The organism is Vibrio sp. A37, assembly GCF_059777565.1.
On the sequence record NZ_JBLNLI010000003.1, the window covers coordinates 329,646 to 343,311 of the forward strand.

The following is a 13,666-nucleotide window of genomic DNA, read 5'->3' on the forward strand; positions in this document are numbered from 1 at the left end:
TATTTATACAATTGCTGAAACGCGAGCCCATTCTATGGCTCGCGTTTTTAATTGACGCCCTAGTTTTAATATTTACGTTCATGCTTAAGAAAAATAGGGATGATCACTTCTTCTTCGTCATCAAGATGCCTCTTTAAAACTCTATCTAGCTTAACGGCTTTGTCGTGGATATAACCGATAGCACGCTTAGGATCAGTTGTCGGAGGCTGGTTAATGTATTCTTGGACATCGTTGAGTGCCTTGGAAAGCACCTTGTGATCACCGTCAAGTAAATCTACGCCCTTACCAAGTTCAGGCTCAATCATGCGAAAGTGCGGGAAATAAAACTTGTCTTCCATATAATGATGGTGGTGTGCGGTTTGGATAAACCCATTTCCCTGATTAAACACATCTTCCAAATCGAACTTCACGGTGGCGTCGATGTTTGGCGCTGGTTCGAGAAAGAACTCAAGATTATGGATAAAAGCGCTAGACATCTCTTTTAGGCTGTTGTGATAGTCGATAAAAAATTTGGCTTTGCCATAATAGTTTGGGTGACTTATCCATTCACGGCGAGAGATTGGTATTAATGACCGCTCAATTGAATCTGGCAGCTGCGTTCGATTATGTATATCAGTGACTTCAATCGATTCTGTTGAGTTTTTGTATTTGATGTTTTCCATTGCTTGAACTTTGTGATTCGCTTTTTAGCAGGTTAGTCTAGCGGGGGAGATATGATCTATATCCAAATAGGCAAATTACTGTTCAAAATATGATAACAATAATTAGGGCGTGTTGACCTTTAGCGATGATTTTTGCAGCGTTTGTCGTTTCTTTCTACAAGGAAGTGGTGGTGCCGTGTAGTCATCTACTCAAATCAGCACTGACGCCTTAGAGAGGAGCGACAAACGCTGCCCAAAGGGTTCGCTTCCAAGGCTTTTACTCTTCGTTGCAGGCTCATCACTTAGAATGCTAAGCTTCTTAGCCTGCGCCTTGATTAAAAGCCTTGGAATTCGAACAAAATTTAAACTCAAAAGGGCAACACGCCCTAAGAACTTTATATGATTTCGACGACTTTTTCTGAGAATGGCGCTTTGGGTAAAGCCATTGAAGGCTTTCAACCTAGGCAAGCACAGAGCGACATGGCACAGGCTGTTCTTGAAGCAGTTGAAGAGCAAACACAGTTAGTCGTTGAGGCTGGAACAGGCACAGGTAAAACCTTTGCTTATTTGGTACCCGTGCTCCTCAGCGGCAAAAAATCGATTATCAGTACAGGTTCAAAGAACCTGCAAGAGCAGTTGTTTCACCGTGATTTACCATTGATTGCCAGTGCGCTTGGGTACTACGGCAGTATTTCCCTTCTCAAAGGGCGTTCAAACTATTTGTGTTTGGAAAGGTTGAGTAAGCAAATGGTAGAAAGTCACAGTGGAGACGCAGATCCCAGTTTGTTATCTCAGCTAGTTAAAGTGCGTCGTTGGTCGAGCGAGACGAAATCCGGTGATTTGGGTGAATGTGAAGATTTAGCGGAAGACAGCAATGTTATCCCAACGATTACGTCAACCAACGATAACTGTTTAGGCAAAGAGTGCCCAAGTTATTCTGACTGCTTTGTTTTAAAGGCGCGCAAAAAAGCCATGGATGCAGATTTAGTCGTGGTCAACCATCACTTGTTTCTAGCCGATTTAGCTATCAAAGAAACCGGATTTGGTGAACTCATACCTGAAGCAGAAGTATTTATTTTTGATGAAGCGCATCAGTTGCCAGATATTGCTAGCCACTATTTTGGACAGTCGGTATCGAGCCGCCAAGTACACGATCTAGCAAAAGATATTGAACTTGCGTATCGAACGGAAGCAAAAGACATGCGACAACTGCAGAAAGTGTCTGCCAAGCTGGTTCAAGCAGCCTCCGATCTTCGAATTGTATTAGGTGACTCTGGGTTTCGTGGCAATTGGCGGGAGGTTATTCAGTCTCTAGCCATTAAAAATGAAGTTGATCGATTAAACGAAGCGCTGGACTTTGCTATTGAAGTGTTGAAGTTAGCTTTAGGTCGAAGTCAGCTTCTAGATGCTGCGTTTGAAAGGGCCAATACAATTAAAGCGCGAATTGCCCGAGTGTGCGACGTTTCGATTACAGGGTACTCATATTGGTTTGATACCACGCCAAGGCATTTTGCTTTGCATGTTACACCGCTTTCAGTAGCGGATAAGTTTCATGAACAAATTGAATTAAAAGGTGGCGCTTGGGTTTTTACTTCTGCAACCCTTTCTGTAAATGAAGATTTTGGCCACTTCACTTCTAGGTTGGGGATTCAGCCTAACAAACAGATGCAACTACCCAGTCCATTTGACTATCAAAAGCAAGCGCTGTTGTGTGTGCCACGCTATGTGCCTGAGCCAAATAGCCCCGGGCTAGCCGATCATTTGGTTAGTATTCTTACACCAGTGATTGAACACAATAAAGGTCGGTGTTTTTTTCTCTGCACGTCTCACAGTATGATGAGAGAACTAGCGGAAAGGTTTCGACAAGCTTTAGAGCTGCCAGTTCTAGTGCAAGGCGAAACGAGCAAGCAAAAAACGCTGGCAGAATTTATGGAGCTTGGTGACGCACTTTTGGTCGCAACAGGTGCATTTTGGGAAGGCATCGATGTTAGAGGGGATGCGTTAAGTTGCGTTATTATCGATAAATTGCCGTTTACGGCCCCTGATGACCCCTTGCTTAAAGCTCGTATAGAAGATTGCCGACTCCAAGGGGGCGATCCATTTCAACAAGTTCAGCTACCAGATGCAGTTATTGCGTTAAAACAAGGAGTTGGGCGACTTATTCGCGATAAGGAAGATAAAGGGGCGCTAATTATTTGCGACAATCGTTTGGTAACTCGCAATTATGGCGGTATATTCCTCGCCAGTTTACCTCCAATTCCTCGCACCAGAGATTTGGAGAAAGTGCAGTATTTTCTGAAAGAGTGCTGAGTTCGTTTCTATTTACAAATTCGAACCGGAAGGCCTCCTTCAACCTATTGATTTATAAGATTAGAGATACGAATGAGTGCAAAAATTCTAGCTTTGGATACAGCAACTGAAAATTGTTCGGTAGCATTGCTGGTCGGAGAGAAAATTTATAGTCGCAGTGAAATTGTGCCGAGAGATCATACAAAAAAGATCCTGCCTATGGTCGATGCAGTTTTAAAAGAAGCAGATTTAACGCTGTCTGAGCTCGATGCTTTGGCATTTGGTCGGGGACCGGGGAGTTTTACTGGCGTACGCATTGGCATTGGAATTGCACAGGGTATAGCATTCGGGGCAGATTTACCTATGATTGGTATTTCTACATTGTCGGCGCTTGCTCAAGGCACTTATCGTAAAACCCAGTCAGAGCGGGTGGCGTGTGCCATTGATGCAAGAATGCAGGAAGTATACTGGGCGAGATTAAGCCGCCAAAATAATGGCGAATGGCAGCAAGTGGATGAAGAGTGCGTCATTCCACCTTCCGTTTTGGTTGAGACTACTCAGAGAGATGAAATTACGTGGGCCAAGTCCGGGACTGGGTGGAAAGCATACGCTGAGGAATTGTCTAGTTTAGCTCTTGACCTATTGGAAGGCGGTGCTGAGCTTCCTGAAGCGCAGGATATCGCGGTATTAGCCCATTTTGAACTGAAGAAAGGCAATACTGTCGCAGCTGATGAAGCTAGTCCTGTTTATCTGCGTGACAACGTCGCGTGGAAGAAAATGCCAGGTAGGAAGTAATACTCGATGCAAGTACTTAAGTGATTAAGTAATTGCGGAAATAGGTATTAAAGCTGTCAGCTTGAGCTAAGTCGAGTAGGCATGGACTCAAAAGCAAAGAGGTGTGAAGAAAGTTATGGTTTCGATTAACGGTTTACCACCTTCACTGGTTTCAAACAGCAAAAAAGCTTCAAAAACATCAAAAGCTAGGGCGCAGGAAACACGCGCCCAAGATGAATCCGCGGTTAGCAAACCCACCAAAGTCGCCGACGCAGTGGCGCAATCTATCAGAAATGTCAAAGAGTCCGATATTCACTATTCCAACTTGCAGTATGATTTTCCGCCGGGTGAAAATAGAAAAGCAATGTCGCATTACTTAGATGTACTTAATCAAAGTAAACGTGAAGAGTTAGCAAGGCTTATCGGTGTGGATATCTATATTTAGTCGTCATTCAATAGTCACTTTAAAACTAAGAGCAATCATTGGGATAAGTTTCGCAAAGTTGTTGCAATACCAATAAATACCCCAACTCAGTGAGGGCTGATGACTTGATAGTAATCAGAAATTATTCAGAGAAAGATGCTAACGCCCTATGGGAAATTCACTTTCACACTATCCGCAAGATTAATATACGAGACTACACGAGTTCACAAGTGGAGGCATGGGCTCCTGATAATTTCGATATGTTCGGTTGGCAAAAGCGCATGAAAAGTCTAAAGCCATTTGTAGCCGAGATTAACGGCGTGATTGTTGGATATGCAGACTTGCAACAAAATGGATTAATTGACCACTTCTTTTGTCATCACATGTATTTAAGACAAGGTGTTGGCTATGCACTAATGAATCACGTGTTCAATATTGGTCATCAACGTCAGCTAAACCGTTTTTATTCTCACGTAAGTGTTACTGCAAAAACATTTTACGAGCATTTTGGGTTTGAGGTCGTTCAGGAGCAAGAAGTATCAGTGAGAGGATTAAAACTGAGAAACTTTCTTATGGAAAAACTAGTAAATAACAGCCGTAGATTTTGACTGAAATTTGTACTTAAGCCCCTGACTTGTAGGGAGAAGACAAGTCAGGGGTATTTAATTCAGATTATGCTTCCAACTCAAGGAAGTAATCTAGAATTTCAGGTACATTTGCGTTACCCATTCCAGCATCGAATGCTGCTTGAAGGTTAGCCGAGGTACCTTCTGCGATCGGTGCTTTGGTGCCAAGATCTTTCACCATTTCTAGGAAGTAGCCTAGATCTTTGTTCGCATTTCCGATAGAGAAGCCAAGGTCACTGACTCCATCTACTGCGTAGTTCTTACAGAACTGCATGAATGGCGAGTTAGATGGGCCAGTTGACATGATTTCAAATAGTTGCTTACGGTCAACGCCTGCTTGTGAAGCGACAGCGAATGCTTGAGACATTGTGCAGACCGTTGTCATACCCATAAAGTTGTTGATAAGCTTAGTTGTGTGGCCAGCACCTAGTTCACCAAGGTTGAAGATGTTTTCACCTAGAACTTCTAAAATAGGCTTCATGCGCTCGAATGTTTCTGGCTTACCCGATGCCATGATATTAAGCTTACCTTCAAGAGCGTGTGCAGGAGTGCGACCAAGAGGGGCATCAATCATACCAGCGCCTTTTTCTGCCAAATCAGCACCAATTTTGCGTGTAGAGGCTGGAATTGAAGTACCGAAGTCAATCAGTACAGAGCCTTCTTTGATGCCAGCAAGAAGACCGTCTTCAGCGTAGACAATCTTTTCGACGATGGCTGAAGTTGTAAGGCAAAGCATAACGATGTCACATGCCGCTGCTAACTCTGCAGGGGTTTTTGCTTCAGTTGCGCCGCGCGCGACTGCTGCTGCAACCGCTTCCTTGTTAAGGTCCATGACAATTGGCTCAAAGCCGTTGCTTTGTAAACACTCAACCATGTTGCCACCCATAAGGCCTAGGCCGATGAATCCGATGACAGGTTTAGTCATATCTTACTCCAAATTGTATTATTATATGCTTTAAGTGTGGTAAGAATATATGCTTGTTGCGATTTAAGCAATCGTTGTTTTTAAGAAAACTTGATTGACGAGAGCTATCGCACGGAATTGCAAAAACTGTGACAGATTTCCCCTACACACTTTGTATGTAGGGGGCTGAGAGGATGTTAAAGGAATTTATGTTGTTAGGGGAGTTAAGTTCTTTAAAGGTGTAAAACGTTTGGCAAGAAGTACAAGCACAATGGCGAACACTGAGCCCAGATATGCGCCGCCAATAAGATCACTGACGAAGTGAAAGTACATACCTAATTGTCCAAGGCAGGTTAAAGCGATGAGTAAGAAAGCGGGAATACGCAATTTCGGATAGAGTATCCAAACAACGACCATAGAAGCGAATATTGCCGTGGCGTGACCGGACGGAAAGGACTGATACCAGACGCCTGAATGGAAAGGGTGAAACCCGTATTCACGATTATTTATCCAAGATGGGTTGCCATCTTTCCATGTTGCTGGCCAGTACCGACCAAAAACATATTTTAGTTGGTCTTTCACCGCAGAAGAGAGATATACACTGATGGCGACAATGAATGAACATAACATCCATTTTTCTACCTTTCTTTTAAAAATAAAGACTAGGATAGACAGAATACAGAAAGCGGCGATAACATAGCTGAGGTAAACAGGAATCGCTGAAAACCAGTCTAGTATTTTGTACTGTCTTAGGTGATTCACTGCAGCGAATTCAGCAGCAGGCCGATCAACGAAATAGTAGCAAAATACTATCGCTAAAAAAGTGAGAATACTTGCCGAGACGAATTTTTTTAGTGTCATTACTTACTCCAATTTAGTTTGACGGTATCGTTCGATTAAAATCAACAGGACCTTTTGCCCAGTTTACGTTTTGATTGATGGCATATTGGACATATTTTGTTTTTGAGCTGATATCAGATCTCTTGCTTGGCTCGTAGCCTTGCCACAAAGTTAAACCAAGGTTTTCAGGCAACTTTTCTAGTATTGTTTGAGTTTTCGTTGTGTTATAGACGAGAATTTTCGAAGGATGCATCTTTCTGATTTGGATAAAGAATATTGTCAATTGGTGTATGTTTTTATTTGAGGCTTTGAGGTGAATACTGTCGATATCTATCGCAACTTTAGCAATGCTTTGATCAGCACTTCTACTTATTACTTTTTCAAAAAACTGGGCTTGTTTTTGACCACTAACCTTATAAGAAAATACGTGGTAGGGGATGACTTGAATACGGTTTTCAGTCGCTAACCTTACATTCTTATAAAACATAGGGTCGATATAATTGTCTCCTTGTGTCGCTTTTAAAATCGCTATCTTTACGCCAGATTGTTGTGCGGCATGCCAATTTATTTGTCCACTATAGTGAGAACTGTCAACGATAGAAGGTGCCGCAGAACTCATTGCAGAATAGAATAAGGCTACACTAATTAATAAGCTTGTTATGTTTTTACTTATCATATTGATTATTATGATGAAAATTTATTCACATTATTTCACAATGTCAGTCTAATGAGAACGTTCTTGCTACGAAGTCACTACTGCTATTCAAGATAAATTAACGTCGCAAACAGAAAGCAGCTTTTCTTAAATGGATCCAACAAGTGATATGTTTAGGTAAATATATTGATTGTTCTATAAGTAATTTGTCAGTTTATACTGCCAGTGAATGTTATTTAAAACGCTTACTTAGTGCTGGTACTATTGGATTAATTAGACTTAAGAGACACACTGCGATGAAACATAATTGCTATAAAATCTTGTTAATAGTTGGCTCCTTGCTGTTAGGTGCTTGCGCTTCTTTACCTAAGAGTCTTGAGTCAAATAACCCGGACGTTGTGACGAGCTACCATACTTGGAAACAGTCAGATTCCATTGTTGGCTCCGAAGTTAGAGTTGGTGGTGTGATTGCCAAAGTGACCAACCTTAAGGAAAGAACCAAAATAGAAGTTGTCGATTTACCGATCAACTCAGCGGGGCAGCCGAACATTCATGCTGAAGCTCGAGGCAGATTTATCGTTTATGTTCAAGGATTCTTGGACCCAGTCACTTTTGCAAAGGGCAGATTAATTACTGTTCTTGGAACGACATTGAAACCAGAAGTAGGTACGGTCGGAGAATATCAGTATCATTTTCCAGTGATGGAAGCGACGGGATATCATTTGTGGCGGATACAGAAACGAGTAGTGGTTGATGGGCCACTTTATACCTATCCATGTCTAGGCTTATATTGCCATAGTTATTATGGTCCTAGAGAAGGCCGAGTGGTTACCGAGGTACAATGAAAACTGAGCAAAAAAAATACCAATTAAAGCAAGGCCAAATCGCTGCAATAGAGCTTGGTGAAGTGAGTGCTTCGCCAATTACTATTTTATTTTTGCATGGTTGGTTAGATAATGCGGCAAGTTTTGCTACGACTATGGAAGCACTTCATCAATTTGCACCTTCTTACCACTTATGTGCCATAGATTTACCTGGTCATGGGTGCTCGTACCATAAGTCTGAAGGAAATTACTATCCTTTTCATGACTATATTGACGACATCTACCAGTTAATCAGCACTCATTTCAAACAGCGGCAAATAGTGCTGGTGGGACACTCACTTGGAGCCTTGATTGCGAGTTGCTTCGCAGCGGCTTTTCCAGAACTAGTCGCTGGCTTACTCGAAATAGAAGGAGTGGGTCCATTACCAGAGAGCGAATCGGATACAGTAAAGCGTTTACGAGAAGGCATTATTAGCCGTAAGCGAATTTTGAATAAACCACGCCGTTCTTTTACTAGCTTAGAACAAATCATTAGCCATCGAGCCGAAATAAATAAAGTGAGCCCCAAGCTCATTGAACCGATAGTCAAGAGAGGCGTAAAGCAAGACAATAACTCGTATTATTGGTGTCATGACATCAAATTACAGTCTCAGTCCGTCTATCGAATGTCCTTTCGTCATGCTAACGAAACCCTTACTCAGATCACGTGTCCTCATGAAATTATTTTGGGTGAGTCTGGTTACCCTGAGTTAAAAGAAAGAGTTAAGCAAATTGATAGATTGAATTTCGGTTTAACCGCCTTACCCGGCGGTCATCACTGCCACCTAGAAAATCCAAGTATTGTTACAGATGTAATAGTAGGCTTAGTTAACAAAATTTAAACAACTGTTTGAATATGAATTCAACCAATGGTTGGATAGGGCTTCGTTCAAACAATATTCCCTCACTAAAGTTGTCAATTCCCTACTTGTGTATAGATAGCAAGCGTTCGGTGAAAGGTGAGGTAAAACTACCAAATAGGAGTAAACACGTGGACAAGCCTTGGCTATCTCGTTACCCAAAAGACGTTCCAGAAGTGATTGATCCGGAGCAATACACATCACTTGTTGAAATGTTTGAACATTCAATCGCAAAGTTTTCCGATCAGCCCGGTTTTGAGAACATGGGGACGGTAATGACTTTTCGAAAATTAGAAGAGAGAAGCAGGGCTTTTGCTGCCTACTTACAACAAGAATTAAAGCTACAGAAAGGTGACAGAGTTGCCTTGATGATGCCTAATTTACTGCAATATCCGATAGCTCTTTTTGGCATTTTGCGAGCAGGGTTAATTGCGGTTAACGTCAACCCTCTATACACCGCCCGAGAGTTAGAGCATCAACTCAATGATGCTGATGTGTCAACTATTGTCATCGTCTCTAATTTCGCTAAAACATTGGAGGAAATCGTTGATAACACGCCGGTTAAGCACGTAATTTTAACTAGTTTAGGGCAAATGCTACCTAGGGCGAAAGGAACCGTGGTGGACTTTGTCGTTAAGTACGTTAAAAAATTAGTACCGAAATACCACTTACCTGGTGCTATTTCGATGCGCAAGGCGATTAGGTCTGGCAGAAAACTGCAATATGTCAAACCCTTTATGTCGGGAGAAGATATCGCTTTCTTGCAATATACTGGAGGTACAACTGGGGTAGCCAAAGGGGCGGTTCTCACCCACCGCAATATGGTCTCAAATGTGCTGCAAGCGAAAGCTATATATGGTCCTGTATTGTCTGAAGGTAAAGAAAACGTTGTGACCGCACTTCCGCTTTATCATGTTTTTGCATTGACTGTAAATTGTTTGCTGTTTATGGAGTTGGGTGGCAGGAACCTTTTGATTACTAACCCTAAAGATATCCCCGGTTTTGTAAAAGAAATTGCCAAATTTCCGTTCACTGCTATTACCGGGGTAAATACGCTTTTCAATGCCCTAGTCAACAATGAAGATTTCCATGAAGTCGATTTTTCTCACCTCAAGTTATCAGTAGGTGGGGGGATGTCTGTTCACCGAGCTGTCGCTGAAGAGTGGAAAAAAATAACAGGAACCTACCTACTCGAAGGATATGGATTGACCGAATGCTCGCCGTTGGTCTCAGCTTACCCATATGATTTGAAGGAATATAATGCTTCTATCGGCTTGCCTGTTCCTTCTACTGATATTCGCATCGTAGATGATGAAGGAAACGATGTGGGTTTTGACGGAGAAGGAGAGTTATTGGTTAAAGGCCCTCAGGTAATGCAAGGGTATTGGCAGCGAGCTAACGCAACAAAAGAAGTGATAAACCAAGAAGGCTGGTTGTCAACAGGAGATATTGTGCGATTTGAACAAGACGGCTTTCTGCATATTGTTGATCGCAAAAAAGATATGATCTTAGTATCGGGTTTTAATGTGTATCCAAATGAAGTTGAAGATGTCGTTGCTGGGCATGACAAAGTATTAGAAGTTGCGGCAATAGGTCAACCAAACGACAAGTCGGGCGAAGTAGTAAAAATATACGTGGTGAAAGCCGATCCGAGCCTAACCAAGGAAGAGATATTGACTCATTGCAAGTCACGCCTAACTGGGTACAAGGTACCGAAATTAATAGAGTTCAGGGAAGACTTACCTAAAACCAATGTCGGAAAAATTTTGCGTAGAGAGCTAAAAGCGGAAAATGATGCTTCAATCGAGAAAAATGCTCATATAAGCAAAAGCGCGTAAGATGATTGGCTGAATGTGAGTAGATTCTATGGCTGTGTAAATGATTCAGATACAAACAAACTATATACCTTTCTAAATTGACAAGAATCTAAATGGGAATAGTGATAGTATTCGTTTAATTAATGACTCTTTCTCTGAATGGTTTGAGAAGCTTTTCTCAATTTACATAGATATCAAATTTTTAACCTGAATGGGATTTCAGTGAACTACCAAATTATTACTACACACTCGGAGCTCAGTTTAGTTTGTCAGCAAGCTCGAAACAGCGATGTAGTCATGCTTGATACAGAGTTCGTACGTACTCGCACCTATTACCCTCAATTAGGATTGATCCAACTTTATGATGGTTCGACGTTATCGCTAATTGACCCGATAGCACTTGCAGACATGTCACCTTTTGTTGACTTATTGAAAGATGTCTCAGTATTAAAGGTACTGCATGCATGTGGAGAAGATTTAGAAGTCTTTCAAAATACATTTTCATGTGTACCAATGCCGTTAGTTGATACTCAGGTGATGGCCTCATTTTTAGGAAATGGAGTGTCCACTGGGTTTGCAGCTTTAGTTAAAGAGTTTTTAGGCGTTGAACTCGATAAGAGTGAATCAAGAACGGATTGGATGGCAAGGCCGTTAACACCAAAACAACTCGATTATGCAGCAGCAGATGTGTTCTATCTTTACCCGCTTTTTGAAACCTTGCAAAGCAAAGTAATACAGCTTGGCTGGTGGGAAGCGGCTCAACAGGAGAGTGATCTCATTACGAGAAAGAGAGTTCGTCAGACACAACCGACTGAAGCATACCTCGAAATCAAAGGTGCGTGGCAATTACGGCCTAGCGAGTTAGCGATTCTGAAACCATTGGCAACTTGGCGTTATGAGGAAGCGGTAAAAAGAGATCTTGCGCTGAATTTTGTATTTCGAGAAACTGACCTTTTGACGGTCGCTAAAATGGTGATAACAGATACTAAAGTGATGGAAAAACAAGGTATTGATCCAAGATCAATCCGACGTCATGGCGCCAAAATCGCCTCATTGGTAAAAAAAGGCAAATCAACACCTACAGAAAATTATCCCGAACGAATTGAGCGTCTTATGGATGCTCCTGGATATAAGCAGCTGTTCAAACAACTTAAAGATGAAGTAAAACGCGCTTCGCATAATTCGGGCTTAGCAACGGAATTCTTAGCTTCCAAAAAACAGCTTAACCAACTCATAAAGTGGGTATGGAAGCAAGATAGAGATCCATCGAGATTACCTGATCTTATGCAGGGGTGGCGCATGGATATACTTGGAAGTAAATTAGACAAAATTATTGGTGGCAATTTGTTGAGTTAGTTTGTTGCGGGATCTTGGTTTCTATTATTATTGCTTTGAAGGAGTGAGTCTTATAGTAGAGTGTTAGGTTGAGCGCTGGATAGAGGGATTGTATGCTATTTGAGCGCTCAGTAGGTTAATTTGTTTCGCTGGGGCTACAATTTGCTTCGTCTTCACAGCACTCACTCTGTAAATAAGCAATAACCTGTAAAAGGTGGCGATATTCCGCTGTACAGAAAAGGGTTGTACTTTCCCTACGCTGTGTTACTAGTCCAGCAGAGCAAAGACCAGAGATATGGTGAGATAAAGTTGAACCCGGCATTTCTAGCTCACGTTGGATATTGCCAACTGGGATACCTTGGTGCCCAGCTTTAACAATACGCTTATATATTTGTAATCTTGTTGGGTGGCCTAGTTCTTTTAGCACCTTTGCCACTTCCTGTAATTCCATCTTATTTAAACCCTAGATACTCCAATTGGTATGATGATTTTGAGTGGGCAATTGCCATCTCAATTTAAGGGAGCACTTTGGCGCCCCCTTAATTGATTTCAATTTACTTCTCTTCATCTGGTAGTTTTACATTGAGCTCTAATACAGAAATATCGTCATCTTTTTGCTCAAAGGTAAGATCGACCATCGATGGTTCTACTGCGACATATTTACCTATGACTTTTAGAATATCTTCTTTAAGCTGAGGTAAGTAGCTTGGCGCAGGGTCGTCAGCACTTCTTCTTTCAGCGACGATAATTTGTAACCGCTCTTTTGCAAGGCTTGCTGATGTTTTCTTTTGAGGTCGGAAAAACTCTAATAATGACATTCCGTATTAGCCTCCGAATAGACGTTTAAAGATTCCTTTCTTCTGCTCGGTTAAAAAGCGGAAGTCAATTTGTTGGCCAAGTAAGCGTTCAACAGTATCATGATAGGCCATACCAGCATCAGATTCCTCATCGAAGATCACTGGAACACCTTTATTTGATGCATTGAGTACCGCTTGGCTTTCTGGAATGACGCCTAATAGTGGAATATGCAATATTTCTTCTACGTCTTCGACACTTAACATCTCGCCTTGGGTGACTCTCATTGGGTTATAACGAGTCAGCAACAAGTGCTGTTTAACCGGCTCCAAGCCTTCTTCTGCTCGTCTGGACTTGGAGTCCAATATACCCAAAATTCGGTCAGAGTCTCGAACGGAGGATACTTCTGGGTTAGTCGTGATGATAGCTTCATCAGCAAAATAGAGTGCCATCAATGCCCCTTGCTCTATACCCGCAGGAGAGTCACAAATGACAAAGTCAAATCCCATTTCGTCCAGTTCATCAAGCACACGTTTTACTCCGTCTTTGTCTAATGCTTCTTTATCACGTGTTTGTGAGGCTGGTAAAACGAATAAATTGTCTGTTCTTTTATCTTTAATTAGTGCTTGGTTAAGCGTCGCTTCTTCGTTAATGACGTTAACAAAATCATAAACGACTCGTCTTTCACACCCCATAATGAGGTCTAGATTTCTCAGGCCGATATCAAAATCAATGACCGCGGTCTTTTTGCCTTTCAGGGAAAGCCCTGAAGCGATCGCCGCGCTTGACGTGGTTTTTCCCACACCACCTTTTCCTGACGTTACAACAATAATGCGTGCCATT

General features: G+C 41.9%; 15 protein-coding genes. 8 read left to right on the top strand and 7 right to left on the bottom strand.

Annotation, left to right across the window (positions count from 1 at the left end; genetic code table 11):
• Window positions 1-65: 65 nt before the first annotated feature.
• Window positions 66-662: a hemerythrin domain-containing protein gene (locus ACM2FC_RS07600; protein WP_498480290.1), complete on the bottom strand. Its 597-nt coding sequence runs from the start codon at window positions 660-662 to the stop codon at window positions 66-68.
• A gap of 378 nt (window positions 663-1,040) precedes the next feature.
• Between ACM2FC_RS07600 and yoaA the strand changes: the two genes are divergently transcribed.
• From yoaA to ACM2FC_RS07620, 4 genes are all read left to right on the top strand, one after another.
• Window positions 1,041-2,951 (top strand): DNA repair helicase YoaA, encoded by a 1,911-nt coding sequence (yoaA, locus tag ACM2FC_RS07605; protein WP_498480291.1) that lies wholly within the window; start codon window positions 1,041-1,043, stop codon window positions 2,949-2,951.
• Window positions 2,952-3,023: 72 nt separating this feature from the next.
• On the top strand, window positions 3,024-3,725 hold the full coding sequence (gene tsaB, locus ACM2FC_RS07610; protein ID WP_498480292.1) for a tRNA (adenosine(37)-N6)-threonylcarbamoyltransferase complex dimerization subunit type 1 TsaB: 702 nt from the start codon (window positions 3,024-3,026) through the stop codon (window positions 3,723-3,725).
• A gap of 115 nt (window positions 3,726-3,840) precedes the next feature.
• Complete coding sequence (locus ACM2FC_RS07615; RefSeq protein ID WP_498480418.1) at window positions 3,841-4,149, top strand: chromosome partitioning protein ParA; 309 nt, start codon at window positions 3,841-3,843, stop codon at window positions 4,147-4,149.
• A gap of 104 nt (window positions 4,150-4,253) precedes the next feature.
• A complete protein-coding gene (locus ACM2FC_RS07620) occupies window positions 4,254-4,736 on the top strand; it encodes a GNAT family N-acetyltransferase (protein ID WP_498480293.1) in 483 nt (160 codons plus the stop codon).
• A 64-nt stretch (window positions 4,737-4,800) separates the two neighbouring features.
• Here ACM2FC_RS07620 and ACM2FC_RS07625 read toward each other — a convergent pair whose 3' ends face one another.
• From ACM2FC_RS07625 to ACM2FC_RS07635, 3 genes are all read right to left on the bottom strand, one after another.
• Window positions 4,801-5,679 (bottom strand): NAD(P)-dependent oxidoreductase, encoded by an 879-nt coding sequence (locus ACM2FC_RS07625; protein WP_498480294.1) that lies wholly within the window; start codon window positions 5,677-5,679, stop codon window positions 4,801-4,803.
• 186 nt (window positions 5,680-5,865) lie between these two features.
• Window positions 5,866-6,519 (bottom strand): phosphatase PAP2 family protein, encoded by a 654-nt coding sequence (locus ACM2FC_RS07630; RefSeq protein WP_498480295.1) that lies wholly within the window; start codon window positions 6,517-6,519, stop codon window positions 5,866-5,868.
• A 13-nt stretch (window positions 6,520-6,532) separates the two neighbouring features.
• On the bottom strand, window positions 6,533-7,117 hold the full coding sequence (locus tag ACM2FC_RS07635; protein WP_498480296.1) for a GH25 family lysozyme: 585 nt from the start codon (window positions 7,115-7,117) through the stop codon (window positions 6,533-6,535).
• A 332-nt stretch (window positions 7,118-7,449) separates the two neighbouring features.
• On the opposite strand from ACM2FC_RS07635, the gene ACM2FC_RS07640 reads away from it, so the two are divergent.
• From ACM2FC_RS07640 to rnd, 4 genes are all read left to right on the top strand, one after another.
• A complete protein-coding gene (locus tag ACM2FC_RS07640; protein ID WP_498480297.1) occupies window positions 7,450-7,998 on the top strand; it encodes a Slp family lipoprotein in 549 nt (182 codons plus the stop codon).
• On the top strand, window positions 7,995-8,858 hold the full coding sequence (locus tag ACM2FC_RS07645; RefSeq protein ID WP_498480298.1) for an alpha/beta fold hydrolase: 864 nt from the start codon (window positions 7,995-7,997) through the stop codon (window positions 8,856-8,858). Before ACM2FC_RS07640 ends, ACM2FC_RS07645 begins: the two co-directional genes overlap by 4 nt.
• 149 nt (window positions 8,859-9,007) lie before the next feature.
• Window positions 9,008-10,714, top strand: a complete 1,707-nt coding sequence (gene fadD, locus ACM2FC_RS07650; protein ID WP_498480299.1) for a long-chain-fatty-acid--CoA ligase FadD — start codon at window positions 9,008-9,010, stop codon at window positions 10,712-10,714.
• A gap of 201 nt (window positions 10,715-10,915) precedes the next feature.
• The gene (gene rnd, locus ACM2FC_RS07655) at window positions 10,916-12,049 is read left to right on the top strand and encodes a ribonuclease D (RefSeq protein WP_498480300.1); all 1,134 of its coding nucleotides are present in this window, start codon (window positions 10,916-10,918) and stop codon (window positions 12,047-12,049) included.
• A gap of 115 nt (window positions 12,050-12,164) precedes the next feature.
• On the opposite strand, the gene ACM2FC_RS07660 is transcribed toward rnd, so the two are convergent.
• From ACM2FC_RS07660 to minD, 3 genes are all read right to left on the bottom strand, one after another.
• The gene (locus tag ACM2FC_RS07660) at window positions 12,165-12,479 is read right to left on the bottom strand and encodes an ArsR/SmtB family transcription factor (protein ID WP_498480301.1); all 315 of its coding nucleotides are present in this window, start codon (window positions 12,477-12,479) and stop codon (window positions 12,165-12,167) included.
• 103 nt (window positions 12,480-12,582) lie between these two features.
• The gene (minE, locus tag ACM2FC_RS07665; RefSeq protein ID WP_498480302.1) at window positions 12,583-12,846 is read right to left on the bottom strand and encodes a cell division topological specificity factor MinE; all 264 of its coding nucleotides are present in this window, start codon (window positions 12,844-12,846) and stop codon (window positions 12,583-12,585) included.
• Window positions 12,847-12,852: 6 nt separating this feature from the next.
• Complete coding sequence (gene minD, locus ACM2FC_RS07670; RefSeq protein ID WP_498480303.1) at window positions 12,853-13,665, bottom strand: septum site-determining protein MinD; 813 nt, start codon at window positions 13,663-13,665, stop codon at window positions 12,853-12,855.
• Between the last annotated feature and the right edge of the window lies 1 nt (window position 13,666).

Excerpts from the sequence above, each read along its gene's own strand:
- ACM2FC_RS07630 (WP_498480295.1), bottom strand. The coding sequence starts at position 6,519 with ATGACACTAAAAAAATTCGTCTCGGCAAGTATTCTCACTTTTTTAGCG.
- ACM2FC_RS07615 (WP_498480418.1), top strand. The coding sequence starts at position 3,841 with ATGGTTTCGATTAACGGTTTACCACCTTCACTGGTTTCAAACAGCAAA.
- minD (WP_498480303.1), bottom strand. The coding sequence starts at position 13,665 with ATGGCACGCATTATTGTTGTAACGTCAGGAAAAGGTGGTGTGGGAAAA.
- ACM2FC_RS07635 (WP_498480296.1), bottom strand. The coding sequence starts at position 7,117 with ATGAGTTCTGCGGCACCTTCTATCGTTGACAGTTCTCACTATAGTGGA.
- yoaA (WP_498480291.1), top strand. The coding sequence starts at position 1,041 with ATGATTTCGACGACTTTTTCTGAGAATGGCGCTTTGGGTAAAGCCATT.
- ACM2FC_RS07660 (WP_498480301.1), bottom strand. The coding sequence starts at position 12,479 with ATGGAATTACAGGAAGTGGCAAAGGTGCTAAAAGAACTAGGCCACCCA.
- ACM2FC_RS07645 (WP_498480298.1), top strand. The coding sequence starts at position 7,995 with ATGAAAACTGAGCAAAAAAAATACCAATTAAAGCAAGGCCAAATCGCT.
- ACM2FC_RS07600 (WP_498480290.1), bottom strand. The coding sequence starts at position 662 with ATGGAAAACATCAAATACAAAAACTCAACAGAATCGATTGAAGTCACT.
- ACM2FC_RS07625 (WP_498480294.1), bottom strand. The coding sequence starts at position 5,679 with ATGACTAAACCTGTCATCGGATTCATCGGCCTAGGCCTTATGGGTGGC.
- tsaB (WP_498480292.1), top strand. The coding sequence starts at position 3,024 with ATGAGTGCAAAAATTCTAGCTTTGGATACAGCAACTGAAAATTGTTCG.
- ACM2FC_RS07640 (WP_498480297.1), top strand. The coding sequence starts at position 7,450 with ATGAAACATAATTGCTATAAAATCTTGTTAATAGTTGGCTCCTTGCTG.
- minE (WP_498480302.1), bottom strand. The coding sequence starts at position 12,846 with ATGTCATTATTAGAGTTTTTCCGACCTCAAAAGAAAACATCAGCAAGC.